Source organism: Halobacillus sp. ABH2_015, from assembly GCF_056158945.1.
This window is the reverse complement of the sequence record NZ_JBSWUG010000002.1, coordinates 636,028-661,810: the sequence shown is the minus strand read 5'-3', so window position 1 is coordinate 661,810 and position 25,783 is coordinate 636,028. Positions and strand designations below refer to the sequence as shown.

General features: G+C 48.4%; 31 protein-coding genes. 20 read left to right on the top strand and 11 right to left on the bottom strand.

Annotated features, from left to right (window positions below):
• Positions 1–8 precede the first annotated feature (8 nt).
• The 10 genes from sigY (at position 9) to ACXAD6_RS03275 (ending at position 4,910) form a co-directional block, all read left to right on the top strand.
• Complete coding sequence (sigY, locus tag ACXAD6_RS03320; RefSeq protein ID WP_474967637.1) at positions 9–527, top strand: RNA polymerase sigma factor SigY; 519 nt, start codon at positions 9–11, stop codon at positions 525–527.
• Complete coding sequence (locus ACXAD6_RS03315; protein WP_474967636.1) at positions 520–837, top strand: YxlC family protein; 318 nt, start codon at positions 520–522, stop codon at positions 835–837. The genes sigY and ACXAD6_RS03315 overlap by 8 nt, the downstream gene beginning before the upstream one ends.
• On the top strand, positions 834–1,046 hold the full coding sequence (locus ACXAD6_RS03310; protein WP_474967635.1) for a sigma-Y antisigma factor component: 213 nt from the start codon (positions 834–836) through the stop codon (positions 1,044–1,046). Before ACXAD6_RS03315 ends, ACXAD6_RS03310 begins: the two co-directional genes overlap by 4 nt.
• Entirely contained in the window at positions 1,043–1,240 is a 198-nt protein-coding gene (locus tag ACXAD6_RS03305) for a hypothetical protein (protein WP_474967634.1), read from the top strand. The genes ACXAD6_RS03310 and ACXAD6_RS03305 overlap by 4 nt, the downstream gene beginning before the upstream one ends.
• Positions 1,221–1,550: a YbjQ family protein gene (locus ACXAD6_RS03300; RefSeq protein ID WP_474967633.1), complete on the top strand. Its 330-nt coding sequence runs from the start codon at positions 1,221–1,223 to the stop codon at positions 1,548–1,550. Before ACXAD6_RS03305 ends, ACXAD6_RS03300 begins: the two co-directional genes overlap by 20 nt.
• A complete protein-coding gene (locus ACXAD6_RS03295) occupies positions 1,547–1,762 on the top strand; it encodes a PLD nuclease N-terminal domain-containing protein (RefSeq protein ID WP_474967632.1) in 216 nt (71 codons plus the stop codon). The genes ACXAD6_RS03300 and ACXAD6_RS03295 overlap by 4 nt, the downstream gene beginning before the upstream one ends.
• Positions 1,759–2,676 (top strand): ABC transporter ATP-binding protein, encoded by a 918-nt coding sequence (locus ACXAD6_RS03290; RefSeq protein ID WP_474967631.1) that lies wholly within the window; start codon positions 1,759–1,761, stop codon positions 2,674–2,676. Before ACXAD6_RS03295 ends, ACXAD6_RS03290 begins: the two co-directional genes overlap by 4 nt.
• Complete coding sequence (locus tag ACXAD6_RS03285; RefSeq protein WP_474967630.1) at positions 2,654–3,430, top strand: ABC transporter permease; 777 nt, start codon at positions 2,654–2,656, stop codon at positions 3,428–3,430. Before ACXAD6_RS03290 ends, ACXAD6_RS03285 begins: the two co-directional genes overlap by 23 nt.
• A 104-nt stretch (positions 3,431–3,534) precedes the next feature.
• Positions 3,535–4,305, top strand: a complete 771-nt coding sequence (locus ACXAD6_RS03280) for an SDR family NAD(P)-dependent oxidoreductase (RefSeq protein WP_474967629.1) — start codon at positions 3,535–3,537, stop codon at positions 4,303–4,305.
• 86 nt (positions 4,306–4,391) lie between these two features.
• On the top strand, positions 4,392–4,910 hold the full coding sequence (locus ACXAD6_RS03275; protein WP_474967628.1) for a DUF6241 domain-containing protein: 519 nt from the start codon (positions 4,392–4,394) through the stop codon (positions 4,908–4,910).
• Between the two features lie 23 nt (positions 4,911–4,933).
• Here ACXAD6_RS03275 and ACXAD6_RS03270 read toward each other — a convergent pair whose 3' ends face one another.
• Positions 4,934–5,335 (bottom strand): GNAT family N-acetyltransferase, encoded by a 402-nt coding sequence (locus ACXAD6_RS03270; protein WP_474967627.1) that lies wholly within the window; start codon positions 5,333–5,335, stop codon positions 4,934–4,936.
• 201 nt (positions 5,336–5,536) lie between these two features.
• Here ACXAD6_RS03270 and ACXAD6_RS03265 point away from each other — a divergent pair, with 201 nt between their 5' ends.
• Positions 5,537–6,001, top strand: a complete 465-nt coding sequence (locus ACXAD6_RS03265) for a hypothetical protein (RefSeq protein ID WP_474967626.1) — start codon at positions 5,537–5,539, stop codon at positions 5,999–6,001.
• A 55-nt stretch (positions 6,002–6,056) separates the two neighbouring features.
• Here ACXAD6_RS03265 and ACXAD6_RS03260 read toward each other — a convergent pair whose 3' ends face one another.
• Positions 6,057–8,213, bottom strand: coding sequence for an ATP-dependent helicase (locus ACXAD6_RS03260; protein WP_474967625.1), 2,157 nt, complete (start codon positions 8,211–8,213; stop codon positions 6,057–6,059).
• A 52-nt stretch (positions 8,214–8,265) separates the two neighbouring features.
• Here ACXAD6_RS03260 and ACXAD6_RS03255 point away from each other — a divergent pair, with 52 nt between their 5' ends.
• On the top strand, positions 8,266–9,429 hold the full coding sequence (locus ACXAD6_RS03255; protein ID WP_474967624.1) for an NADH:flavin oxidoreductase: 1,164 nt from the start codon (positions 8,266–8,268) through the stop codon (positions 9,427–9,429).
• A gap of 147 nt (positions 9,430–9,576) precedes the next feature.
• On the opposite strand, the gene ACXAD6_RS03250 is transcribed toward ACXAD6_RS03255, so the two are convergent.
• The gene (locus ACXAD6_RS03250; RefSeq protein WP_474967623.1) at positions 9,577–10,305 is read right to left on the bottom strand and encodes a PAS domain-containing protein; all 729 of its coding nucleotides are present in this window, start codon (positions 10,303–10,305) and stop codon (positions 9,577–9,579) included.
• Positions 10,306–10,403: 98 nt separating this feature from the next.
• On the bottom strand, positions 10,404–10,610 hold the full coding sequence (locus tag ACXAD6_RS03245) for a hypothetical protein (protein WP_027956119.1): 207 nt from the start codon (positions 10,608–10,610) through the stop codon (positions 10,404–10,406).
• Between the two features lie 192 nt (positions 10,611–10,802).
• Between ACXAD6_RS03245 and ACXAD6_RS03240 the strand changes: the two genes are divergently transcribed.
• The 4 genes from ACXAD6_RS03240 to ACXAD6_RS03225 all read left to right on the top strand — a co-directional run bounded on the left by ACXAD6_RS03240 (position 10,803) and on the right by ACXAD6_RS03225 (position 12,286).
• On the top strand, positions 10,803–11,396 hold the full coding sequence (locus tag ACXAD6_RS03240; protein ID WP_474967622.1) for a TetR/AcrR family transcriptional regulator: 594 nt from the start codon (positions 10,803–10,805) through the stop codon (positions 11,394–11,396).
• A 1-nt stretch (position 11,397) separates the two neighbouring features.
• Positions 11,398–11,742 (top strand): DMT family transporter, encoded by a 345-nt coding sequence (locus tag ACXAD6_RS03235; RefSeq protein WP_027956121.1) that lies wholly within the window; start codon positions 11,398–11,400, stop codon positions 11,740–11,742.
• 1 nt (position 11,743) lies between these two features.
• Entirely contained in the window at positions 11,744–12,058 is a 315-nt protein-coding gene (locus ACXAD6_RS03230) for a DMT family transporter (RefSeq protein WP_474967621.1), read from the top strand.
• A gap of 102 nt (positions 12,059–12,160) precedes the next feature.
• The gene (locus ACXAD6_RS03225) at positions 12,161–12,286 is read left to right on the top strand and encodes a hypothetical protein (protein ID WP_474967620.1); all 126 of its coding nucleotides are present in this window, start codon (positions 12,161–12,163) and stop codon (positions 12,284–12,286) included.
• A gap of 37 nt (positions 12,287–12,323) precedes the next feature.
• Here the strand turns inward: ACXAD6_RS03225 and msrA are convergent, their stop codons facing one another.
• From msrA to nadE, 4 genes are all read right to left on the bottom strand, one after another.
• Positions 12,324–13,010 carry a peptide-methionine (S)-S-oxide reductase MsrA gene (gene msrA, locus ACXAD6_RS03220; RefSeq protein WP_474967619.1) on the bottom strand — a complete coding sequence of 229 codons (687 nt, stop codon included), beginning with the start codon at positions 13,008–13,010 and terminating at the stop codon, positions 12,324–12,326.
• 77 nt (positions 13,011–13,087) lie between these two features.
• Positions 13,088–14,998 carry an endonuclease MutS2 gene (locus tag ACXAD6_RS03215; RefSeq protein ID WP_474967618.1) on the bottom strand — a complete coding sequence of 637 codons (1,911 nt, stop codon included), beginning with the start codon at positions 14,996–14,998 and terminating at the stop codon, positions 13,088–13,090.
• A gap of 360 nt (positions 14,999–15,358) precedes the next feature.
• Entirely contained in the window at positions 15,359–15,922 is a 564-nt protein-coding gene (locus tag ACXAD6_RS03210) for a cysteine hydrolase family protein (protein WP_474967617.1), read from the bottom strand.
• Positions 15,923–15,924: 2 nt separating this feature from the next.
• Positions 15,925–16,674, bottom strand: a complete 750-nt coding sequence (gene nadE / locus ACXAD6_RS03205) for an NAD(+) synthase (protein WP_474967616.1) — start codon at positions 16,672–16,674, stop codon at positions 15,925–15,927.
• Positions 16,675–16,820: 146 nt separating this feature from the next.
• Between nadE and bshB2 the strand changes: the two genes are divergently transcribed.
• Together bshB2 and ACXAD6_RS03195 are read left to right on the top strand one after the other, a co-directional pair.
• Positions 16,821–17,507: a bacillithiol biosynthesis deacetylase BshB2 gene (gene bshB2 / locus ACXAD6_RS03200; protein WP_211225375.1), complete on the top strand. Its 687-nt coding sequence runs from the start codon at positions 16,821–16,823 to the stop codon at positions 17,505–17,507.
• A gap of 164 nt (positions 17,508–17,671) precedes the next feature.
• Entirely contained in the window at positions 17,672–18,406 is a 735-nt protein-coding gene (locus ACXAD6_RS03195) for a FixH family protein (protein WP_474967615.1), read from the top strand.
• A gap of 38 nt (positions 18,407–18,444) precedes the next feature.
• Here ACXAD6_RS03195 and typA read toward each other — a convergent pair whose 3' ends face one another.
• The gene (typA, locus tag ACXAD6_RS03190; protein WP_027956129.1) at positions 18,445–20,286 is read right to left on the bottom strand and encodes a translational GTPase TypA; all 1,842 of its coding nucleotides are present in this window, start codon (positions 20,284–20,286) and stop codon (positions 18,445–18,447) included.
• A gap of 248 nt (positions 20,287–20,534) precedes the next feature.
• Here typA and ACXAD6_RS03185 point away from each other — a divergent pair, with 248 nt between their 5' ends.
• The gene (locus ACXAD6_RS03185) at positions 20,535–21,479 is read left to right on the top strand and encodes an RluA family pseudouridine synthase (protein ID WP_474967614.1); all 945 of its coding nucleotides are present in this window, start codon (positions 20,535–20,537) and stop codon (positions 21,477–21,479) included.
• An 815-nt stretch (positions 21,480–22,294) separates the two neighbouring features.
• On the opposite strand, the gene ACXAD6_RS03180 is transcribed toward ACXAD6_RS03185, so the two are convergent.
• Positions 22,295–22,600 carry a 4a-hydroxytetrahydrobiopterin dehydratase gene (locus ACXAD6_RS03180; protein ID WP_474967613.1) on the bottom strand — a complete coding sequence of 102 codons (306 nt, stop codon included), beginning with the start codon at positions 22,598–22,600 and terminating at the stop codon, positions 22,295–22,297.
• A gap of 2 nt (positions 22,601–22,602) precedes the next feature.
• The gene (locus ACXAD6_RS03175; RefSeq protein ID WP_474967612.1) at positions 22,603–24,393 is read right to left on the bottom strand and encodes a M3 family oligoendopeptidase; all 1,791 of its coding nucleotides are present in this window, start codon (positions 24,391–24,393) and stop codon (positions 22,603–22,605) included.
• A gap of 461 nt (positions 24,394–24,854) precedes the next feature.
• Between ACXAD6_RS03175 and ACXAD6_RS03170 the strand changes: the two genes are divergently transcribed.
• On the top strand, positions 24,855–25,766 hold the full coding sequence (locus tag ACXAD6_RS03170) for a TIGR03571 family LLM class oxidoreductase (RefSeq protein WP_474970355.1): 912 nt from the start codon (positions 24,855–24,857) through the stop codon (positions 25,764–25,766).
• The last annotated feature ends 17 nt before the right edge of the window (positions 25,767–25,783 follow it).

The window sequence follows — 25,783 nt, the reverse complement described above, 5'->3', positions numbered from 1 at the left end:
GAATGATTATGGAAGCCAACGATTTGACACGTGCCAGGAATGGAGACGAAGAAAGTCTTGCCCGGCTCCTGAAAGAACACTACTCCTTTGTGATGAAATATGTATGGAAAATGTGCGGCGATGAACAGCTGGCCTATGACGTCACCCAGGACACGCTCATGAAAGCCATCCAGAAGATTGACCAGTACCGGGGAACGTCCAAATTCTCCACGTGGCTGATCCGCATCGCTACCCATACGTATATCGATACACGACGAAAACAACAGAGAAACGAAAAACTGGACCAGCAGGAAAAGGAACGACTAAAACTGCAGACCCCGCAGCAGCTTCCAGAAGAATGGTTGGACGTTCAGGAGGCTCTCTGGAACCTTGATGAAAAATACCGGATCCCCGTCCTCTTGAAACATTACTATGGGTGTGAATACAAGGAAATCGCTGACATGACGAAATCCAGAACCGGAACGGTGAAATCACGGGTGCATTATGGTATGGAGAAGCTGCGAAAGGAGTTGAATGAACATGGATGACAAGAAGAACCTTTCTCTTGAGGAAAAGCTGAAGCAGGGGTTCCAGCAGATGGATCAGCAGCTGGACACGGACGAACCCCCCCTCCTGTATTTCGAAACGCTTGTGAGAGAGGAAAGGAAAGCATGGCATGAGAGGCTGTGGAAGGAATTGATGCTGTTATGGACGGCCGCTCTTATGATGATCACTGGGCTCGCACTCAGTTTTTATTTCGTACCGGCCCTGTTCATCATCATTCAAGGAACAGCCGCTGCCGTGCTGCTTGGGTATGTTTGGAAGGAGAAAAGAGAAATGGTGATGATCGATAAATGAAGCATTATGGACCTGAAGAAATCCCTGTCTGGGGGTGGGGAATCATTGCCGCCATCCTGATCACCCAGAGCACCCTGTTGTTCATCCAGGCAAAAAAACGCGGACGGACCCCCTGGCTGTGGGGCCTTGTCGGACTGATTCAATTCCCTTTCCCAACCATCGTATTCATCATCCTGTGCAAAACAATCTGGAAGGATCCAACAGAATGAAGATGATCCTCATTGCGGCAGGTACAGCCGCACAACTGGCAGCTTACGCTCTTATCCTGTTTGTGTCCATCTGGACGGGAATCGCTCTTCTACTCATCTCTTATGCAGCTTTCACACTCGTAATCATAAAGCTGTGGAAGGAAGCCAAGGAAGAAAAAAAGGAGGAACACTGGAATGATTATCGTGACTACTGAATTTGTTCCTGGATATGACGTTCAGGAAGTGAAAGGATTTGTGCGTGGCAGTACAGTCCAGTCGAAAAACGTGGGAAAAGATATTCTGGCGGGATTAAAGAATCTTGTCGGGGGAGAAATTAAAGATTATACAAGTATGATGGACAGCGCCCGTCAGCAGGCCATCGGACGATTGATTCAACATGCAGAGGAGAAAGGGGCTGATGCTGTCATTGCCGTCCGCCTGGAAACGTCCTCTATTACGAGTGCCGCTTCTGAAATCATCGCCTACGGAACAGCGGTCACCCTTGCAGAAAGGAGTCCACAATGACAGCGGGGGTTCTCCACATGCTCACGGACAACCTCCCTGTTCTCCTCCCGCTGATGGCTGTCCAGTTGATTTTAATGGTAACCGCGCTCATCAGCCTGGCAGGAACAAAAGAAACACGCGGCCCGAAGTGGATGTGGGTGCTGCTGATTATTTTTGTCAATACGCTCGGGCCTGTCGCCTACTTTATTTTCGGAAGGAGTGAGGAAGGATGATGCAGGTGAACAACCTCACGAAATCGTTCGGCCGGCACCCTGTTGTGGACGACGTATCCTTTCAGTTGGAAAAAGGCAGATGCATGGCTCTTCTCGGTCCGAACGGCGCAGGGAAAACGACCACCCTGCGTCTCATAGCCGGACTGCTCATTCCTGATTCCGGAACGATACACCTTGAAGGAACACCCGGGGATATCCGCGCTCACATCGGCTACCTGCCTCAGCATCCTCAATTTCATGGATGGATGACAGGACGGGAATTCCTGTTATATGCCGCCCGTCTTGCCGGCCTCTCCAAGCAGGAGGCAGGGCAACAGGCGGATAAGACGCTGGACCGGTTGGGGATGAAAGAGTTTCAGAACAAAAGAATCGCCCGGTACTCCGGAGGGATGAAGCAGCGCCTCGGCATCGCACAGGCGGTCATACACACCCCCGGCGTTCTCCTGCTTGATGAACCGGTATCTGCCTTGGATCCAATCGGGCGCCGGGAAGTTCTGGAACTGATGGAAGAGCTGAAACAGGAAACCCTCCTGCTCTACTCCACCCATATCCTGAACGACGCTGAAGAAGTGAGTGATGAAATTCTACTGATGCATCAAGGAAAGATGATTGAATCTGGGTCGATTGATGATGTGAAATCCCGCCATCCTATGGAAAAACTAACCCTCCAGTTTTCGATGGACACCGAAAATTGGAAGGATTATGTGAGCGCATGGCCCGAGGTCAATCGTGTGGAATGGCATAAACAGACCCTTCACCTCTATGTGTCGGACAGTGGAATGGTCAGGAAGAAAGTCCTGGAGGAAGCCTCACGAAACGAATGGCCGCTTGTCCACTTCGAAGTCGGACGGCCGACATTGGAAGATTTATTTATAAAGGCGGTGAAAAACCATGCAGTGGATCACCATCTATAAGAAGGAATGGCTTGAAATGATCAGGAATTACAAATGGATTTGGGTACCTCTTGTCTTTATTCTCTTCTGTATCCTTGACCCCTTGTCCACCTATTATCTTCCGGTGATTATTGAAGCTGCCGGAGGTCTTCCGGAAGGGGCGGTCTTTGACCTGCCCACCCCTCCCCCTTCCGAGGTGTTCATGATGAGCATTTCCCAGCTGAACACGCTGGGTATCCTCGTCCTTGCACTCATCACGATGGGCACAATCTCCGGAGAGAAAAAATCAGGGGTGGCGGAGCTGATCCTCGTGAAACCGGTCTCTTACTTTTCTTACCTGACGGCGAAGTGGGCGGCTGCTTCCACACTGTTGATCCTCTCTGCTGCCATCGGCCTGACAGCGAGCTGGTATTACGTCCAGCTCCTTTTTGGAGATGTGTCCTTTACGGCCGCAGCCGGAGTGATCTTTTTCTACAGCTTGTGGATTTTATTTCTTACGAGCATCAGTCTTTTTATGAATGCCTGGTCACGTATCCCCGGCCTCGTCCTGTTTTTCACACTGGCAGCCCTCATGACCATGAGCCTGGTCACCAGTCTGTTTTCCAAGTACCTCGCCTGGAGTCCCGCACGGCTGTCCTCCTACCTTCGTTCTCTTCTCATTACGGGAGAAGTGCCTGAGGATTTATGGTACACCAGTCTCGTCACAGCCGCGCTTACCATCCTTCTCCTTTATGCAGGAACGAAACGTTTGAAGAAAAGCACCAGACTCTCCTGAATGTCAAAATTTACGGATCAAAAGGAAGAAGAGTTGTACTCCCACCCAATAGGGTATAGACTATTGTCAATAAAACTATTGGATTGTCTAAAGGAGAGATTTGCATGAAGCCGACTGCACTGATTACCGGAGCTTCCGGGGGAATCGGGTATGAACTTTCCCTGCTTTTCGCGAAGGCTGGTTATAACTTGATCGTTGTAGCAAGATCTGAAGATAAACTCGAGGAGCTGCGAAATGAATTGGATGGCCACCCCGTTACCATTCTTCCGCAGGATCTGTCAGAACCCGGGGCCGCCCAAATTGTTTACGACAAAGTCAAAGAACTCGGCTTGAACGTCACCGTGCTCGTGAACAATGCAGGGTTCGGCCTGAACGGCCTGTTTGAGGAGCTTCCGCTGTTAGACCAGCAGAAAATGCTGCAAGTCAACGTCAATGCACTCACAGAGCTCACCCACCTGTTTCTGCCGGAAATCAAAGCGGCACGATTCCGCTCCATTCCAAAAGGCATCCTGAATATCGCCAGCACTGCGGCGTTTCAGCCCGGGCCGAAAATGGCCGTATATTATGCATCCAAAGCCTACGTCCTTTCCTTCTCCGAAGCTCTTGTGGAGGAATTGAGGGACACGAACGTCACAATCTCGACGCTGTGCCCGGGCGCAACAGAAACCAACTTCTTCAAGACAGCTCAGGCAGAGCATACGAAGCTGGTCAAGCAGACGATGACACCGGAAGCTGTTGCTAAATCAGGGTTTGTCGGCTTTGTTAAAGGCCGCCGTGTCATCATTCCCGGGCCGGCCAACCAGACGATGGCTTATGCGGCGAAACTGCTTCCTCGTTCCTGGGCTGCAAAAGCCGCTCATTATATGGATCAATAATTCTTATGTCCCAGACCTTTCCTCCTGCCGCCATCTCCTTTATACTTGATATATTGGAAGAAAATTCTTAAACAGGGGGCAGAGGTATGAAGAAATGGATCTTATCCACCGTCCTTCTTCTGCTCGCAGCTGCCGGCACAGGCTGGTATTTGATGAGCACACAGGCTGAAGCAATGACAGAACAAGAAGTCAAGGAAGCCGTAGAAGAATCCGCTGAGGAAGCAGATGAAAAGCTTCAGACCTATGAGGAAGAAGGTAAAAATCCATTCGGTCATGAAAAAAGCCAAAGCGAACTGACAGATTCCGATTATCAAAGCTACATCCACTCCATGTCCCACCAGAAAGTGAAAGCCGATAAAAAGTGGGGATTTACAACTATCCACCCGGAACGTATTGAGTGGCTGCTTGAGGGATTGGATCAGACCACGCTTACTCATAGACAGACATATGAAGAGATCCTGACGAAATGGCACGCAGGTGATTTCTCAACGGCTGATGAGGACCATAACCGGATCTGGACGCTTCAGAACGGGAACGTCGGCAAAGCCACAGGTGTGCTCTCTCCTCAGGAAGAAGCCCAATTCATGCAGAAACGAAAAAACTGACCCCGTCTCCGGGGTCAGTTTTTTTACATTTCTTCGGCTGCTTTACGAAAACCATAGAACGAGCGGTAGCCTGAATGAGAATAGTAGCCTTCCGAGCTTTCTGTAGCCAGCATGTCCACGCGGGCGTTCGGATAGCATTCATGGGCGGTTCTTACAAGCTGTTCGGCAATTCCCTGCTTGCGGCAGGATTCCTTAACGAGGAGTTCACAGATGTACAAAGTGGTCGTCCCGTCGGTCAATCCTCTCAAATAACCGACGAGTTCTCCAGATTCATCCACGGCCACGAGGGCAGGTTCCGAATTGATCCAGGCGCACAGCGTTTCTTCATTATACTGCACAAGCCCCTCCCATCCTTCTTGTTGATTCAACTGATGAACACTATCAAAGTCTTGTTCGCGAAACGAGCGGATTTGAATGGATTCCATCGTTTCCTCCCTTTCTTTTCCAAGTTTTCTCCTGTTAAGTTTCCCAGTCTGTCTATGATGAAGCCTGATCTCTTTACTCTATTATACGATACAATTCCCTATTCGTTTCATTCTATGTGTCTTTTTTCCGTCAATGATGAGAGAAAAGTATGATAAAATAAGAGCGATTGTTTTCTTATCGACACAAGGAGTGGAATGACTATGAAACGTTGGTTGATGCTGACAGGATTATTTTTTCTGGCTGCCTGTTCCTCACAAAATTTATCCTATGAAGATTTAACCGCTGCTTATCCCGAGGACTTCGCAGATCCTATCCAGAACCTTTCTGAAACACAGCAGGAAAACCTTGGCCTGCCTTCTGATATGCCTTTTGAAGTGACCATGGTGGAATCCTCTGTTGGAGAAAATGAAGCCGAGGTAACCTATACATCCGATACCGAGCAGAAAGCTGTCGTTACGACCTTATACAGTCCCGGAAACATCCTGCAGGAATCCGAACTGCAGGTACCATTGGATTCCGGAGCGCTGGCAGGCGTACTGGAAAAAGAGACACATGTGTTTGTGGAATGGTATGAAGGAGAAGAAGATATCATCTATCAGGTTGAATATTACGGCCCTGCTGAAGAGCGTTCGGAAAAAGCTGTGGAAATCGCCAATCATCTATAAAAGCTGCCGGGAAACCTTCCCCGCAGCTTTTTTATGTGGTCACAGACTGCCGTATTCATTGAACTTTTTCCAGTTTCTTAAACATCCGGCTGATCGGCCTTGGTGCCTTCAGGTTATCGAAGAAAACAAGGTACGTGTTCTTCTTTTCATCAATGGATTGAATAGTCCCGATGCCGAACACGGGATGATGGACACGTGTTCCTTTTTCAAACCCTTTTTGAGGAGCCTCTTGTTTTAAATGGTGAGAGGCCCGGATGTAATCCTCCGCTTCTTCTATAAGGGCTGGATCCAGGTCCCCGACACGCTCATATAAATCTTCGTTCACCTCAAAGATGAAGCGGGACGGATATTTTTTCTGCCCTCCATTTTGAAAGCCCTCCGACTCCGTCATATACAACGCCTTTTCGGCACGGGTAACGGCGACATAGGCAAGTCTCCGCTCTTCTTCAAGCCCACGCTCCTTCCGCTGACGGATGGTCCGCACACTTGGCATGACCCCTTCTGTCATGCCGATCACAAAAACATAGGGGAATTCCAGACCTTTGGCAGTATGGATCGTCATTAGTTTGATCGTATCCGTACGCTCTTCTCTGTCGTGATCGGTATACAAAGAAATCATCTGCAGGTACTCATCCAAATCGATATCTTCTCCGAGCGTCTGTTCATACTGGACGATGGAGTGAAGCAGTTCGGCCAGATTATCCAGGCGTTCCTGGTCCCCGTCTTCGCGGCGGCAGGCTTCATACCCCGTCTTCTGCATCGCTTCCTGCAGCAGTTCCGACACGTTCAATTCTTTCTTCCTCTCCTTGAGTTCCTCCATGGCACCAATGAATGCTTTGGCCCCTGTCCGCTGAAGCTGCTCATGATCCGCGTATTTTTTCAAGGTCTCATAATAAGAAAGCCTCTCTGCCTCTGCCCTCTGACGGATAAAGGCCATCCGTTTTTTACCGATCTGCCTTTTCGGCACATTGATCAGTCTTGAAAACGATAAGTCATCTCCTGCAGCGATCATTTTCAGATGAGCGAGCGCATCCTTGATCTCCATCCGGTCAAAAAATTTAAAACCTCCGAAAATAGTATACTCCAGGTTTTCCGCCATAAGTTCCTGCTCCACATAACGCGATAAATAACCTGCTCTGTATAAAACAGCCACATCACTGAGCCGCGCCTGCTTTTCCTCAACAAGACTTTGAATCTGCTGAACAATCCATTTCGCTTCCTGTATGTCGTTTTTTCCGTGGTAATGGACCGCTTTGACTCCAGGCGGGTGGACAGGAAGCATATCCTTATCCACACGGAAGTAGTTATTTTTAATCAGCGCATTGCCAAGGGAGAGGATTTCAGGGGTGGAACGGTAATTTTCCTTCAGAAAGACTGTCTGTGCCCCCGGGAAAAATTCGTCGAACTCGACCATATACTTCGGATCCGCCCCCCGCCATTCATAGATCGTCTGATCGGGGTCACCAACAACGAACAGGTTCTCATGTTCCTGTGCGAGCATGCGTACAAGTTCGAACTGCTTCAGACTGCTGTCCTGGAATTCATCGACCTGGATGTAATACAGACGGTCCTGCCATTTGGACAGTACATCCGGATATTGTTCAAAAAGGACAAAGACGAAATTCAGCAGGTCATCGAAATCCAGGCCGTACACGCGTTTTTGTTTTTTCAAATAGTGTTGTAGAATCTGCCCGTCCAGGTCACCGGATTCATCAGCCGCAGGCATGCCGCCGCGCATGATCATCTGTTGGACATAATGGGTATTTCCTTTCAATATTCCGATCTTGTCCAGAAGGCGCTTGAAGGTTTTCTCATTCATCTTCAACCCCATATCTTCAAATATCTCCCGCAGCAGTGTTTTCTGGTCTTCGACGTCTAAAATGGAGAAATTTTTCGGATAGAAGAGACGATGGATATCCTCTCGGAGCACACGGACGCAGAAGCCGTGATAAGTCGTAATGAATCCTGTATCCTGTTCGCCGCCGATCAGGCGCTTCACCCTTCTCCTCATTTCATGAGCTGCCTTATTCGTAAAGGTTACAGATAATACATGGGCCGGATCCACGCCCAGTTCATTGACGATAAACGCATACCGGTGCGTCAGTGCTCTCGTTTTCCCCGAACCTGCACCGGCCACGACGCGGATGTATCCTTCCGTAGAAACGACAGCCTCCTGCTGAGCTTCGTTCAATCCTTCCATCAGTTTTTCCATAGTGATTCACCTTCCAAGAACATTTGTTTGTATTATAGCACACTGAATCGGTTTGAAGCCTCAGTGGAACGGATATGGACCTGTGGAAGGAGAGGAAATTATGACCAGCGATATCACCCCTTTATTTGAAGAAAAGATCGTTCAGGACAACCACTTTAAAAACCGCTATGTGGTCGCACCGATGACAAGAGTCAGCGCGGCCAATAACGGGACAGCCAATGAGCGGATGAAGCAGTATTATGAGCGCTATGCTAAAGGTGGATTCGGAGCAGTCATCAGCGAGGGCATCTACCCGGACCGTACCTACTCCCAGGGATACTCAAACCAGCCGGGGCTTGCCGACGAACAGCACCGGGACGCCTGGAAGCCAATCGTCCGGGGCGTTCATCAGCATGGATCCCTGTTCATTGCTCAAATCATGCACGCAGGTGCCCAGTCGCAGGGAAACGCCTACACGGACCAAACCATCGCCCCTTCAGCTGTGGCCCCTAAAAATGATCAGCTGCCTTTTTACGGTGGGAAAGGCCCGTTCCCTACCCCGAAAGCAGCCACTCATGCGGAACTGGAAGAAATCAAGCAGTCCTTCGCACACTCTGCACGACTGGCTAAGGAAGCAGGGTTTGACGGCGTAGAGCTCCACGGAGCCAATGGTTACCTGCTGGATCAGTTCATGACCGATTATTTCAACCAGAGAGAAGATCAGTACGGAGGAACAACGACCAACCGGATGCGGTATATTCTTGAAGTCATCAAGGAAGTCAGGCGGGAAGTCGGCCATGATTACCTTCTCGGCATTCGGATTTCGCAGGGGAAAGCCTCCGATGGCGAACATCGCTGGGCTCTTGGTGAAACAGATGCCAAAACCATCTTCGGTAAACTCGGTGAATCTCCGATCGATTTCATCCATGTAACAGATAAAGACGGAACAGCCTCCAGCTTCGGAGAGGGTTCCCTTTCCATGGCTGCCGCTGCGAAGATGTTCAGTGGTCTTCCTGTCATTGCCAACGGCGGTCTTCATGAGACATACAAAGCCCTGCAGCTGTTGAGCAGCGAAGAGGCTGATTTCATCAGTCTCGGTACAACAGCGCTCCAAAATCCGGATGCACCGAACCGCATCCGGAACGGTCAGCATCTGGACCCCTTCGATTTTCCATCCATCATGCTGCCACAGGCGGAAATTAAGGATCACGAATTGAAAAAAGAAGTACGGAGATGAAAAAGAGGCGCATGTCTCATGCGCCTTAGCTTGTAGAGAAACCTAGTTTCTCTACAAGCTTTTTTTCTTTCCGCTGAATGTCCACATCAAACAGGAACAGTTCCGGCAGGGTACAAATACTTCCAGAACCCGAAGAAGACCACTTCCTTACTTCCGCTTATTTAAAAAGTAGTCTGCGGCTTGAGGAAGGTTTTTGAACGTCCGCACACCGGACAGACTGATCCGGTTCTGTGTGAACTGCATCACCACCTGTGGACGCATTCCAGCAAGAACCACTTCAATACCAAGCAGCTGGAGGCTGACAATCAAGTCTCTAAGCAGGTGCACCCATTCATCTTCTACGGACACGATTCCAGAAAATTGAACAGCCAGACGATTGATCCGCTGGTTTTGACAAAGCTCCGGCACACGGGTCAGGAGGACCTCCTTCTGCTCTTCCCTGAGGATCGGCTGCAGGGGAAGCAGGGCAAAGCCATCAGCCACTTTTACGATGTTCGCCGTCATTTCCTCAATGATGTGGATCAGCTGTTTCTCCCTGTAATAGGATTGGGTCCTGTCAAAAATCCTGGTTAGATTGTAGCCCTTCCCTTCATATGTAAATGGTCGGGTATGAACCTTGAATACATACTCCTCCCCCTGCCAATGCATCGGATAATCATCTACAATCAAAGGCCTTTGTTCTTTCGTTGAATTTGTCACCACCCGCCTCTCCGGATCGATATCCGGAAAGAGTGTGTGAAGGGACTCCCCCGCTGCTTGATTTCCCTGAAGACCAAACAATTCAATAAATGCCGGATTGACATAGGTAATGATATACTGATCATCAGAAATCAATACCCCTTCATCCAGAAGATCCATGGCCGCCTGTAAAATCATACATAAGCCTCCTCATTATATTTGGCTGGAATGAACGGTCTTAAAACAAAAAAAGTGCGCCATCAGGTTCTGTTTGAACAATGATGACGCACTCTTTTTTATGCTTTTTCCATTTTGTCAGGCGTAGATATGATAGCAACGTGCTTTAAGTTTCCTATAGTATCAAATTCAATTTCCAGGCAGTCTCCCGGTTTCACAAAACCGATCAGTCGTTCTTTCAACACGTACAATTCATTCTGAAACTCTGAATCCTCTACAAGGATTGCGTATGAACCTTCGTATCGATCGAGTCTGTACTGATTCACCTACTCAAACCCTTTCTACTTGGAATTCTCTATAGAGACATTCCTTCCCTGTCTTCTGTCTCTTTTGAAGTATCATTCCCTTTGCACCCTATGACTAAACATGTCGAATTTACGGTGAACTGGACTGAAGAATTCAAACGTGGTAAACTAAAGACTAACGACCGTTAGTTTGTAGTCAGGAAGGATGATTGGATGACAAAAGAAACAATCAGGCAGGAAAGTTTACGCCTTTTCGCCAGACATGGCTATGAGAACACGTCGTTGACGATGATCGCCGATGCTGTCGGGATTAAAAAACCGTCTCTTTATAATCACTTTGACAATAAGGATGCCATCTTCCTCGATGTGCTTTATCACGTCGGAGATTTGGAAAAGGAACGGATCATGCAGCAAGCTCCACAACTGAAGGGAATGACGGTGAAAGCGCAGCTTCACCAGTTCTACCGGTTTTATTTAGAACGCATGGCCCATTCCACAGAAGGGCTTTTTTTTAAGCGTGTCACCTTCTTCCCACCTGAAAAGTTTACGGCTGAAATCAAAGAGGTATTCCTTATGGTGGAAGATCAAATGACCGCTGTCATTCAGCCGATCATGGAAAAAGGAATAGCGGAGAAGAAAATCCGCCCTCTTTCTACAGATACGCTGACTTCTGCTTTTTATACGTTAATTGACGGTCTGTTCTTGGAAGAAAACTACTATGATCAGGATGTGTTCGAACAGCGCCAGCTCAGCAGCTGGGAAATTTTCTGGCTCGGCATCCAGACACAACATCAGGAGGGATCGTAAAATGCCATGGGTCTATTTGTTTGTCGGCGCCTTGTTTGAGATCGCCTGGGCGGTCGGCTTGAAACTGTCCGAGGGCTTTACCGAGCCTCTATACTCCACCATCACCGTCGTCTGCATCATCATCAGCTTCGCTTTGTTTACAATGGCATTAAAAAGCCTGGATGTAGGCACAGGCTACGCCATATTCACCGGGGTGGGGGCTGTAGGAACAGCGCTGGTCGGTATGATTTTTCTCGGCGATGCCGGTGGTATCGGGAAGATATTCTTCATCGTTCTGTTGATTACGGGAATTATCGGATTGAAAATGACAGATTCTGCTTCATCAAGTCAGGCACAGGAGGGATAACATGGCTTGGATTTTCTTAATTCTCGCAGGAACAGGGGAAATGACTTCCATGTTCTTTTTAAAATTGTCGGATGGGTTTAAAAAGAAGCTGCCGACACTGGGTGCCGCCATTGCGATGAGCGGCAGTCTTTATTTCCTCTCCTTGTCTTTGAATGACCTTCCGATCGGCACGGCTTATGCGATCTGGACAGGAATCGGATCGGCAGGAACCGTTCTGCTGGGCATCCTCTTTTTTAATGAGAAAGCAACACCGAAACGGCTGTTGTTTATTGCCTGTATCCTTACCGGTATCATCGGTTTGAAATTGGTTTCATAATATCCATCAGAACCTTGTGTTCTTTTCAAAGAATGCTTACAATAAAAGAAGCAGGCTGCTGCAGTATACCGACATTTTCTGCAGTGATGGAGGAATAGAAAGATGCGTAGAGTGTTAATGGCTGTCATGGTAATCATTGTGCTTGGTTTCAGTTATGTAGGATACACCAATATAGATCCTGAAGTAGATGCCAATCCTGAAATATCACAGGAAACGAAACAATATTAAAAAGCCTTTCCGCTTTGAAGCGGAAAGGCTTTTATTTTTATTTTCGGGGAAGATCCACGTTCAGATCTTCTGCCCACGTTTCTTCAAGGTATTGGTCACGCCCGGAATTTCCTCGGTAGTAGTCATAGCGGAGCTTGTTTTTCTTGTAATAATCCTGATGATATTCTTCCGCCCGGTAAAATGTCTCTGCTTCCACAATGCGTGTTACGATGTCCTCATCGAACCGTCCGGACTGTTCGAGTTCTCTGCGGGACTGTTCAGCCGTCTGTCTCTGCTCGTCATTAAGATAAAACACCGCTGATGTATATTGATACCCGCGGTCTACAAACTGACCTTCATCATCCGTCGGATTGATCTGCCTCCAGAAAACATCAAGGATCTGCGCATAGGAAATCACATCAGGGTCGAAATAAACTTGCACCGCTTCAATGTGGCCGGTCCCCCCGGCAGACACTTCTTCATAAGTCGGATTTTCCACATCTCCACCGGTATAGCCGGAGACGACACTATGGACGCCCTTCAATTTTTCAAACGGTGGCTCCATACACCAGAAACACCCTCCAGCCAGCACAGCTGTTTCGTACCCTTCCGGAATTTCTGATGCGCCCACTTCCTCACTCTCATAATTCCGCTCTGTTACATAGGAGTAAATCTCAGGGACAGCAAATGCTGCGCCTATAAGCAGAACGATGATGCCGGCCGTCCATATCCTTTTTTTCTTCACACAGAGGCCTCCCTTGTCGTGTTGAATTTCTTTAAGCATACCACGGAATAAAAATTCCAGACAGAATTCTGCTGTCTTTACTCTTCGTCCTCCAAGGTGAGCCCCTCCACATACTTGCGGTTCATCATCCGGTCGATTTTCCTGTATTCCTTCGACTTGAAAATGATATCAAAATCGTAATCTTCCGGGTAAAGCTCTTCGGCCGGGATATGCAGTTTCAACCGTTTATGATTGTACGTCTGCTTCTCCCCCTTCACTTGAACTACATAATTACCTCTTGCATCCGGGCCTGTGTAGACGATACCGGCCGCATCTGAATCAGGGACCTGCACATTATCGCCCATTTTGAAAGAAGGCGGCTGTTTGCTGTCGTTACGCTTCCGGTTCTTCTTATACCGGTTGCCGGCCACCTGACTGGCATAAGAGGAATGTTTGCGCTGTTCTTCCTCCAGCTTATAGGATGCCTCTTCCTTGTAGGTGATCTGATGAGCGTGGTTAAGAATATCCGGATGCAGTCCGAGCTTATAAGCGATGTCGAACGCCTGGCTCTCGCCGGCTGTACCCGTCTGCAGCTGATACGTCGGCTTCAACGTTTCCAGATCAAATGCCATCGCACCGTTGATGAACCCATCCTTTTCCTTCGCATAAGCTTTCATTTCACTATAATGAGTCGTAGCCAGAATATCCGATCCTTTGGCAGCCAGCTGATCCAGGATGGCTGTTGCAAGCCCCATCCCCTCTCCAGGTTCTGTACCGGATCCTATTTCGTCTAATAACAACAGCGAATGGTCGTTCGCTTTTTGTAAAATGTCAATCAAGTTCGTCAAACGTGAGCTGAACGTACTCAAATTCTCCTCAATGCTCTGACCGTCCCCAATGTCCACATAAATCGACTGGTATAACGGAAGAAGACTTCCCGGCTCTGCGGGAATGTGAAGTCCTGTCTGGGCCATCAGGCAGAACAAGCCGACGGTTTTCAATGTAACCGTCTTTCCGCCGGTATTGGGACCTGTAATAAGCAGCGCCTGTTCCCCTTCATTCATGTGAAGGGTCAGGGGCACCGCCTTCTCTCCGAGCATCGGATGCCGGCCCTGATTGATTTTCAACTCGTGATCGGTAAATACCGGTGTATGAGCCCCCGTCAGACGACTGTATTTGGCCTTCGCGAATAAAACATCATACTGATGCATCGTCTCGACAGCTATGGAGAGATCCTGTTCATGCTCCAGCACCGCTCCAGTCAACGTATATAAAATCTGTTCGACTTCCTGCTCCTCACTGAACGTCAATAGCTGCCGTTCTTCCTGAAGGCGGGTCACTTCTTCCGGTTCAACAAAGAGAGTGGCTCCAGACGCCGATTGATCCAGCACGGTTCCTTTCATTTTTGAGCGCTGCTCCCTTTTCACCGGCAGTGTCCACCGGCCGCCTTTATCCATGGGACGTGCCTCCTGCATGATGGACGCATACTTTTTAGCCAGGCTGTTCATTCGTTCCTTGATTTCCTCTGTTTTCTTCTCTCTTTTTCTCCTGATCTTTGCGAGCTCCTTTGAAGCATGGTCGTCGACCTGCGCATGGCGGATTGCTGAGGCGATATTTTCTTCAAGACTGGTCAGCTCCGTCATGGATTCTGCATAGAAAGCAATCCTCGGAGCGATCAGCTGCTGCCCCTTCATAAACCGCTTCAGTTTCGTACAATGATCCAGGAAAGAAAGCAGAACCATCAGCTGTCTCGGTTGAAGGTAGAGGCCTTTCTGCGCCTGCTCCAACATTCCCTGAATGTCAGCGAGCGTATGGAGCGGGACACGGCTCTGGGTGGCGAGGATGGCTTTGGCTTCTTCTACTTCCTCGTGCATCAGTTCCAGTCGTTTTCGATCTTGAATCGGTCTTGATTCAATAATGGTCTGCTTTCCCAGTTCTGTATGGGCATGCTCAGCTGTACGGTTCAAAATTTCATGATATTCCAATACTTGAAAAGTTTGGTCGTTCAATGTGAATCCTCCTATATTTATCCATATAAAAAAGCCCGCGGCAAGCTGAAATAAGCTCATCGCGGACTTTTGTGTGAACGTCGTCTGTTCCACGGGATACAAAAAAGCTGTGACTGAAAAGCAGCCACAGCTTCAAAGACGTATCTGTCCAGGCTATGCTTATGCTTGTTCTTAACTGTTCCTAAAAAGGCGGCACTTAAACAAGCATGCAACCGTGCACACTTTTTACACCTGATTAGAAACGTATCCAGTTCATGGATTAGTTAAGAACAACCACACTCATACATCATTCTCCTTTGTTATAAGGATCGTTCTGCGTGGAACAGACGATTCATCTTCTTTAATATAGGAGATTCGCGTTCATTTGTCAACGGAAAAGACATCCTGCAGTTTCCGTTCGGATGTCGGGGCGGTTTCTGCTCCGAGCGATCTACGGATGATTTTCATCGCATTATCGTTCCCTTCACGCGATTCCGAGGCCGAGAGATTCGAAGGAACCCACAGCTCATAATCCCTCATATACGCATCGTTCGCTGTAAACAGAACACAAATGTCTCCGGCGACTCCTGATAAAATCAACCGGCTCACTTCAAGCTGATTCAAAAGAATCTCCAACTGCGTCCCGAAAAAACCGGAATGCTTCGGCTTAATGATGAAGAAGTCATCCTCTTCCGGTTGCGTAAGCTCCACCAGCGGCTCTCCCCTGGACTGGCGGCATGTATCTATGATGTCGGAGGCGTTGTCCTGCCACAGACCGAAGTTGTCATTCACATAAATGACAGGAATCCCCTGCTCCTTCATTTCTTGCTTGAAGCTCTGCAGATCTTCAGCCGCAGGAAGAGCATACTCCAACAGGTCCTTTCCCCCGTCAAAATCCAATGTATTCATCATATCAATAATAAGAAGGGCCGTGGACGATTTCATGTTTAATCTCCCCGGTATTCTTCCGGCCCTGCAGGAATCTGGCGCTTATGGGCCGTCTGTTTATGTCTGTCTTTCAGCTGTTTCTCATCTTCGGGATCGATTTTCTCCCCGCGCAGATAAGCGTCAATCGTATCATAGGACATGCCGAGCTCATCTTCGTCCGTCTGCCCTTCCCACAACTCTGCACTCGGTTTTTTCTCAATAACGGAGGAAGGCACATCCAGCGCTCCCGCCATTTCCCGGACTTCTTCTTTTCTCAAGTTAATCAACGGTACGAGGTCAACGCCACCATCCCCGTACTTGGTAAAGTAGCCTGTATAATCCTCTGCGGCATTATCCGTTCCAACAACAAGATAATTGTAGTTGTTTCCAACGGCATACAGTGTACTCATGCGGAGGCGCGCCTTCAGGTTCGCTCCACCCAGCTGCGATTTATCCTCCTTCCAGTCCCCTTTCTCCTCAATCTGTCCTTTTACTGCCTGATACGTCGTTTCATAGGCGTCCGTCAGATTGATACCGATGTAATCAAGGTCCGCCCCTTCTACAACGGCCAGCGCATCCGTCTGTTCCTCCATCTCTTTGTTGATCGGCAGCAGGACACCAAGCGACTGTTCAGGGAATGCCTTTTTAACAAGGTAGGAGACGACAGCTGAATCAATTCCGCCGCTGATCCCGACAAGGGCTCCATCTGCCCCTGCTTCTTCGACTTTATCCTGCAGCCACCGGACTAAATAGTCAATACGTTCTTCCATCGTAAAAACTCCCTTCCAAATATCATCTAAACCTCTTCTTCCTTTTACTTCCTTTTTATAAACCTGCTCTATAAACAAATGACTTTTCATTTTTAAGAAAGTAGGCAATAATGGAGACTAGTGATCCTCTTCAAGGAGTGAAAGATATGATACAAAATGAACAACACGTACTCGTGATCTTCCCCCACCCGGATGATGAAGCATTCGGCGTGTCCGGAACGATCTCCACTTATATAAATCAGGGCACACCGTTAACCTACGCCTGCCTCACACTTGGGGAAATGGGAAGAAACCTCGGCCGTCCCACGTTCGCCACGAGGGAATCACTGCCTGACATCCGGCGCAGAGAGCTTGTCAAAGCGGCTGAAGCTATGGGCATCGAAGATCTCCGTATGATGGGGCTCCGGGATAAAACACTGGAATTCGAAGACGATACAGAGATGAAAAACATGGTCAGCCAGCTCATCGACGAGTTGAACCCATCCCTTGTCATCAGTTTTTATCCAGGCTATGCCGTCCATCCCGATCATGAAGCGACAGCGCGCGCCGTTGTCCGGGCGCTGCGCGACATCGATGAAGACAAACGGCCGAAGTTCCACGCTGTTGCCTTCGCCAATGATACAGAGGAAAACCTGGGGAGTCCGGACGTGATTAACGACATCCGCGGTGTCCAGGAACAGAAAATGAATGCCATGCGCGCCCATATCTCCCAGACAGCTGCTATGCTGGAAATGCTTGAAGAAGGCATCAAGGTCAACGATCCGGAAGCTCTTAAATGGGTGACCGAAGAGAAATTTTATACGTATGACTGGTCCAGCGATCAGGTCACCTAAAACATAAAAGTTCTGCTCCATGGAGCAGGACTTTTTTTGTAGTTCGAACGATCCAAATCATTCTTACACTGGCAGATTTTCACCGATCTGTCTAAATTCAGGACTCCATGACCATGATGGAAATGATATTCTATAAAAAGGGTCAACATAAAGGAGATGATTTTTTGAAGAACGCAGCCATTTTAGTGACAGCCCTTATACTTACGATTTTTTTAACGGCCTGTGCTGATTCGGAGAACAGCGGAAGTGAAGACCAGGCCGCTCCCATACCTGAAGTTGAAGTGCTGCTCGAACAGCAGCCCTATCCAGTCAATGAACCCGTCGATATCCGCGCAGAAGTGACACAGGGAGAGGAGCCTGTCACTGATGCCTCTTATGTTAAGTTTGAAATCTGGAATACAGAGGAAGGGCAGGAAGACTCGGTAACGAAAGAAGCCGAACATACAGAAGACGGCATTTACGAGCTGTCCTATACGTTTGAACAGGAAGGCTCCTACCAGGTGATTGCTCATACGCAAGTCGATGATCTGCATACGATGCCCCAAAAAGAAGTACAGGTCGGCCATGGACAAGAGGGACAGGCCATGGATATGGAATCCAGCAAGTTCATGGTTCATTTGATGACAGAAGAAACATTCGCTGTCGGAAGTGAATCCATGCTTACGGCCCATATCAATCATATGGAGGAACCGTTCACAGAAGGTAAGGTGAAATACCTCATTACACCAGAAGCAGGTGGTGAGGAAACCGAAGTCACGGCTGAAGAAAAACAGCCGGGGGAATACCAAGGATCCTACACGTTCGAGGAAGCAGGAAACTATACAGTCACCGTCGTTTATGAACAGGAAGAGAAAGACCTTCAAGGTGAAAAACAGCAGACCATAGAAGTAATCGAATAAAAAAAGGACCACCGGGCTGCCCGGTGGTCCTTTCATTATTATACGTCCGTATTTTGAAGCTTTTTCTTCTTCGCCATTTTTTCGCGCTCGTTTTTGTTCAAGAATTTCTTACGAAGACGAACGTTCTCTGGAGTAACCTCACAGTATTCGTCATCATCAAGATACTCAATCGCTTCTTCGAGCGTCATTTGACGGGTTTTCTTGATTGTATTCGTCGTGTCTTTGTTCGCAGAACGAATGTTGGTCAAGTGTTTTTCTTTCGTGATGTTGACCGTCAAGTCGTTCTCACGGTTGTGCTCTCCGACAATCATACCTTCGTACACTTCTGTACCCGGTTCCACGAAGATGGTACCGCGGTCCTCAAGGTTCATGATGCCGTACGTGGAAGCTTTCCCTTTATCAAGAGACACAAGGACACCTTCACGACGTCCGCCGACCTGGCCTTTTACAAGGGGCGCATAGCCATCAAAAGTATGGTTCAAAATTCCATATCCGCGTGTCTGCGTCATGAATTCTGTCGCATAGCCAATAAGACCACGAGATGGTACAAGGAATTCAAGACGCACTTGTCCATTACCATCATTGACCATGTCCTGCATTTCACCTTTACGGTAACCGATGGATTCCATAACGGCACCCTGGTACTCTTCCGGTGTATCGATTTGAACACGCTCGACAGGCTCACAAGTCTGACCGTCGATTTCCTTCAGAATAACCTTAGGCTTGGAAAGCTGAAGTTCATAACCTTCCCGACGCATATTTTCCACAAGGATGGAAAGGTGAAGTTCACCACGTCCTGATACTGTGAAGGCATCAGGGGAATCTGTAGGGTCGACGCGCAGACTGACATCTGTTTCCAGCTGTGTCATCAAACGCTCTTCAATTTGACGGGAAGTTACATATTTACCTTCACGACCGGCAAAAGGACTATTGTTGACAAGGAATGTCATCTGCAGGGTCGGTTCATCAATACGAGGGATTTCCATCGCATCCTGGTGTTCAGGCAGACAGACCGTTTCCCCGACGTTAATATCCTCAAGACCGGACAGGGCAATGATGTCACCCGCTTTGGCTTCTTCGATTTCGACACGCTTCAAGCCTATGAAACCGAATAGTTTGGAAATACGGAAGTTCTTCACTGAACCGTCCTTCTTCATCAAGGAAACCTGCTGACCGACTTTAATTTGACCATTAAAGACACGTCCGACACCAATACGGCCGAGGTAGTCGTTATAGTCAAGCAGAGTCACCTGGAATTGAAGCGGATCATCTTTCGTATCGTGCGGAGCAGGGATGTTGTTCATGATCAGCTTAAAGATCGGATCCATCGTTTCCTGCTGGTCTTCAGGCTCATCGCCGGATGTACCGTTAAGAGCAGACGCATAAACGACTGGGAATTCAAGCTGTTCGTCATCCGCTCCAAGCTCGATGAACAGATCCAGTACTTCATCGACGACTTCGTCAGGGCGGGCGTTCGGACGGTCGATTTTGTTAAGAACAACGACTGGTGTCAGTTTCTGTTCCAGCGCTTTTTTCAAAACAAATCGAGTTTGTGGCATACACCCTTCGTACGCATCGACAACGAGAAGAACGCCGTCTACCATTTTAAGGATACGTTCTACTTCTCCACCAAAGTCGGCGTGACCTGGTGTATCTAAAATATTAATACGGGCATCGTTATAATTGATCGCGGTATTCTTAGCAAGAATCGTAATGCCGCGTTCTTTTTCCAAATCGTTAGAGTCCATAGCGCGCTCATCGACATGCTCGTTATCGCGGAAAGTTCCGGAATAGTGAAGCATCTGGTCAACCAGCGTTGTTTTACCGTGGTCAACGTGTGCGATGATGGCTATATTACGAATATCATCTCTGTGTTGCATGAAGCACACACCTCTTTCGTATCGCAAATATTATTCAACCGTTCTATTATAACACAACTGCTTTAGGATCGATACCAGATTTACTTAGAGTTAACGATAGACAGCTGGCTGGTTTTGCACCTTCCCGGCAGAATCACTTCTATTCCCCATTGCACCACAGATATGGAAACAAGTAAAATAAAATCAATTGGTCCAGGTTCCTTCGAAAAAGAACCGGATACACAGCAGCCAGAAATTAGGTGTCCATCATGAAAACAAGCCGGGACGGGGAATGGCTCAACGTCATCATCCCCTTTAAATGGGACGGTTTAACAATCGAAAAGATCCTGACAAAACAATGGCATGTGCCGAGGAAACTGATGCATCGTTTCCGTTCCCAGAATGAGGTGATGCTGAACAACACCTTTCCTCATTACAAAACGACGAATGTCCACTCCGGGGATCACCTCCGCCTCCGGCTTTTCGGACCGGAGCCCTTAGAGGTAACTCCATCGTCCATGTCGATCGACCCCGTTTTTGAAGATGATCATCTGCTTGTCATCAATAAACCGGCCGGTGTGTTCACACACCCGAACCGGCCGGATGAACACGATACCCTTGTCAACGGAGCCGCCGGATATTTCCAAAGACAAGGTATACCCTCTACTCCGAAGTATGTCCACCGGCTCGACCGGGATACATCCGGAGCCATATTATTTGCCAAGCATGCACTGGCTACAGCGATGCTCGGAAAAGAAATCCAGGAAAGGAAGATCAAACGCTCCTACCTGGCCTGGGTTCACGGCAGACTTCTCCCGGAGCAGGGGACGATCATTAAACCGATCGGCAAAGATCCAGAACATACCGTAAAACGAATGGTCTCCGGGGACGGCCGGTATGCAGAGACACATTATACCGTGTTAAGCTATGATGCCGGTCAGGACTGCTCCCTCGTTATGCTGCAGTTGGAGACAGGAAGGACACATCAAATCCGTGTGCACTTGAGCTCGATCGGATATCCATTGATCGGGGATACGCTGTACGGGGGAAAAGGGAATATCCACTATAAACAGGCTCTTCATGCAGCCAGGCTGACATTCGTCCATCCTTTTACTGAGGAAACGATTCATTGTTATGCACCGCCCGCCCCATCGTCCACGTTATTTACCAATGCTCATATTGATTTGCTGAAACAGATAAAAAACCGCTCCTGATTCCAGGAGCGGTTTCAGCTTGTAGAGAAACCCCTGTTTCTTTACAAGCTTTTTTCTTTCTTACCGCCAGGAGCGAAAGCCCCCTTCCCTTTCCGCGGACGAGCGCCCGAGCTTCCTCGCAACACCCACGCTCGGCGATCTCGGCCCACTCGTTCTTCCGCAGGATTGGAAGGGGCACCGCTCCTTGGGAGTTCTCTAACATCGAACAAGACTCTCCTTCACCCAGATCGCCCTTGTTGGATGGAGAACAGTCTTTTCCGTATTCCGGCAGGCAGCCATCATCAGCGCTTGTTCTTCCCCTTCTTTTCCAGGCAAGCGGCCATAGCGCAGCTCATGCCGTTCTTTGGAATCTGCGAACCTGCATAGGGTCCAGTCTTTCTCCTCTATATTTTAACGTCGACACGTGGAGCGTTCGGTGGTGATGCCTGCGGGAAAAGCACGGGCCGAAGTTCCACTTGGGCAGGCGACCTTCCTGTCCGAGTCAGCTGAGGGCGTGCCCGCGGCATTCATCCACCGATAAGCGGAATGTGTCACTTTACATGACAAATGGACAACTCTAACTGGTTGACACAGGCTTTTTCTTCAGCCAAAACCCGCTCCTGATTCCAGGAGCGGGTTTTGGCTCAACAAAGTTCCCGATGATTCCCTCTTCCGTCGATGGCCAACAGTATTTCATTCTTGCCTCCACCCCGGATGAGCTGATCGCTGGTAACGTCTGCGTCAGCTATCCAACGGTAGGCGGAACGTGGCTCTCTGTGAAAGTAAGGGGGTCTTGTTATAACCGTTTGTTTGGCACAAGGTGCGTTCAGCGTCTTTTATTTCTGTTCAATAGACTGATAAATGCTGTCGTACTTCCGGGCGCACTCCAGATCGAGTTCTGTCAGGCCCCCGGCATTCCAGGAGGTCAGTTTCAACGTCACCATCTTATAATCGATGCTGATGAACGGATGGTGCTGGATTTCCTCAGCATACTCCGCAATCAAATTGACAAAACGGACGCCTGTTAAAAAATCCTGGAATCGATAGCGTTTCGTAATGAATTTCTCATCGGTCAGCTTCCATCCATCCAGCTCAGCCACTCTCTCCAGCTTGGCTTCTTCCGGAATACGCGTTTCATCCATCCTTATCCCTCCATTGATGATTCACTGTATTTCATAAATGCATCCAGATCGGCTGTGCATAGTTCCACGGCATGTTCCCAGAACTCTCTTTCCTCGAGATTGACACCGAGATGTTTCCAGGCCAGTTCCTCTACCGGCATCTTCCCTGTATCCCTCAGCAGCGCTGTGTAACGCTCTTCAAATTCAGGTCCGGTCTCCAATGCCTTCGCATAGATTCCCGCGCTGAACAGATAGCCGAAGGTGTATGGGAAGTTGTAAAACGGAACATCAGTGATGTGGAAATGAAGCTTGGATGCCCAGAACGTCGGATCATACTCTTCCAGCGTTTCCATATAGGCTTCCTTCTGTGCTTCCACCATCAATTCATTGAGACGTTCCTGAGGTACGATTCCCTTTCTACGTTCTTCGTAAAACCGTGTTTCAAACAGGAAGCGGGCGTGGATGTTCATAAAGAAAGCCACACTGCTCTGTACTTTTCCCTCGAGAAGCGTCATCTTCTCTTCCTTCGTGAACGCTTCTTTCACGGCGGCATCGGCTACGATCATTTCCGCAAACGTAGAGGCTGTTTCAGCTACGTTCATCGCATAGCCCTGATTCAATACAGGAAGGTCATTCATGACATGCTGATGATAGGCATGACCAAGTTCATGTGCCAGTGTGGCGACATTGGAGGGGCTGCCGGAGTAGGTCATGAAAATTCTTGTTTCTTCACTATCCGGAAAGCTGGTGCAGAATCCACCCGGCTGCTTCCCAGGACGGTCCTCAGCCTCTATCCAGCCTTTCTCAAATGCCATCTCAGCAAAATCGGCCATTTTAGGGCTGAACTTCCTGAACTGCTCGATAATAAAGGAGGCCCCTTCCTGAAAGCTTTTTGTACTATCCGTCTTTCCGACAGGAGCTTCCACATCATAAAAACGAAGCTGGTCCACACCCAGAAGTTCTGCTTTTCTTCTCATATATGGAATGTAGGCCTGCTTATAATCGGTGATGACGTTCCACATGGTCTCAAGCGTCGCGGCACTCATCCGGTTGTAGTCGAGTGGCTCCTTAAGGACATTCTCCCACCCTCTATGCTTATAAGTTTGAAGGCGGAACCCAGATAAATGATTCAATGTTTCACTGAATACGTCCGCTTCGTTCTGCCACGCCTTCTGCAATTGATCAAAAGCTTCCTTGCGGACAGAACGGTCGGGGGAATCCAATTTATTGGAGGCCTGCCCAACCGATAAGGACCTGCCTTCCACTTTGACAGACAATTTAGCAACAAGCCGGTCATACATGAGCTCCCATGCGTCGTAGCCATCAACACTAAGGTCATTGATTAACGATTCCCGTGACGCATCCAGCTTATCTGCAGCCTTCTGTCTCCGCTCATCAAGCACGAAGGACAGTTCCTTCAGCGATGGCTGCTGTAGAAGTGAAGTCCAGATTTCATCATCAATGGTGATGAACGTCTCATCGAGCTGAACCAGCACATTATTCAGACGGGCTCCCAGTTCACTCCTCTTCGCCAGCCATTGACCAGCTCCAGTATCGTTCACATCCTGAGCCTGCAGACAGCTCGTAAAGGCACTGAATTCTTCAAGCTCTTTCACAGCCACCTGAAGAGCCTCTATCATGTGATGTAATGGTTCCGTTTCATCTGTACTGGACGGCGGCACAAAGGATGGAATAAGCGATTCAAGCTCCTCCAGATGAACCTCCAGCTGCTGGACATAGTTTTTTAATTCACTGGAATGGCTGCCGCCTTGAAAAAGACTGTCCAGATTCCACGTCATTGCATAGGTAGACATAAGCGTTTCCTCTCCCATCTATTATGGATTGCTTCTCCCATTATATCAGAGGTGCAAACTCCCTTTACGTGATGACACATAAAAATCACCGACATGAAAAAGTTACATTTTTGTAATATAAATGAAACCTTTCTGACTATTCAATCGTCATATAGAGTAGAACAAAAAAATACATAGGAAGATGCATTTATATCTTTAAGGAGCGATGACATTGAAAAAACGTATGGAATACGACCGAACAGAAATCGTGAGTGTAGCCGGAGGTTCCGTTTTTCTCACTCTTGTCCTTTATCTGGCCATCTATGTCATGTGATTTGCAACGAGCGCCTCTCTCCCCTCAGGAGAAGGTGCTTTTTAGTTCCTTTAATTAGAAGTCCAGCCTCCACCTCATTATAATAAGAAGAAGAAAGAAACATGGAGGAGGAAATATTTTGTTTGAAAACCATCGCGGATGGCAGAACATGCTCCAAAAAGATCAGATATCTTTTGGACTTACGATACCGATTGAAAATTACGATAAAGAGACACCGCTCATGGACGATCAAGTCCAGAAGGCGCAGATGGCAGAAGAACTCGGTTTTCACTGTCTATGGCTGCAGGACGTCCTTCTTGAAGATCCAACGTTTGAAGACCCGGCAACCGGGCAGATCTTTGACAGCCTGATCTACTTAACCTACCTGGCCTCCCACACCCAGTCCATCAATCTCGGGACAGCCGCATTGGTCATGCCGCTCCGCCACCCTTTACGGACAGCAAAGGAGCTGGCAAGCATTGAACGCTTGTTTCCCGGACGTCTCATGGCCGGCCTATCCTCTGGAGACCGGCGGAAGGACTTTGAAGGATTGAACATCCCTATCATGGAGCGCGGGGCATGGTTCAGAGAAGCCTACGATTTCTTTGCGAAGGCCTTATATGAAGAGTACCCGGAAGCCTTCTCCTCTTTCGGCAAGCTTGATAAAGCCAACCTCGTTCCTAAGCCGCCGAACCGGATTCCTGTTTTTATGACAGGCTATTGTCAGCAGACGCTCGACTGGATTGCTGAACACGGAGATGGGTGGATGTTTTATCCTCAGCGTCCAGAACAGCAGAAACAGACGATTGACATGTACAGGGAAAAAGTGAGAGGCTTCCACGGCGATGTTTTCCGTCCTTTTTTCATGCCTCTTCCTGTCATTCTTTCTGAAAACCCTGAAGCCCCTGTCGAAAAAATTCCGGCCGGTTATCAAACCGGACGCGAAGGATTAAAAGATATTATCGAACAGTACCGTTCCGCTGGTGTGAACCATATGATGTTCGGCCTTTCCAAAAACAAACGACCGACAACTGAGGTAATGCAGGAAATTGGCGAAGATATCCTGCCCTATTTCAAATGACACGGAAAGGAATGATG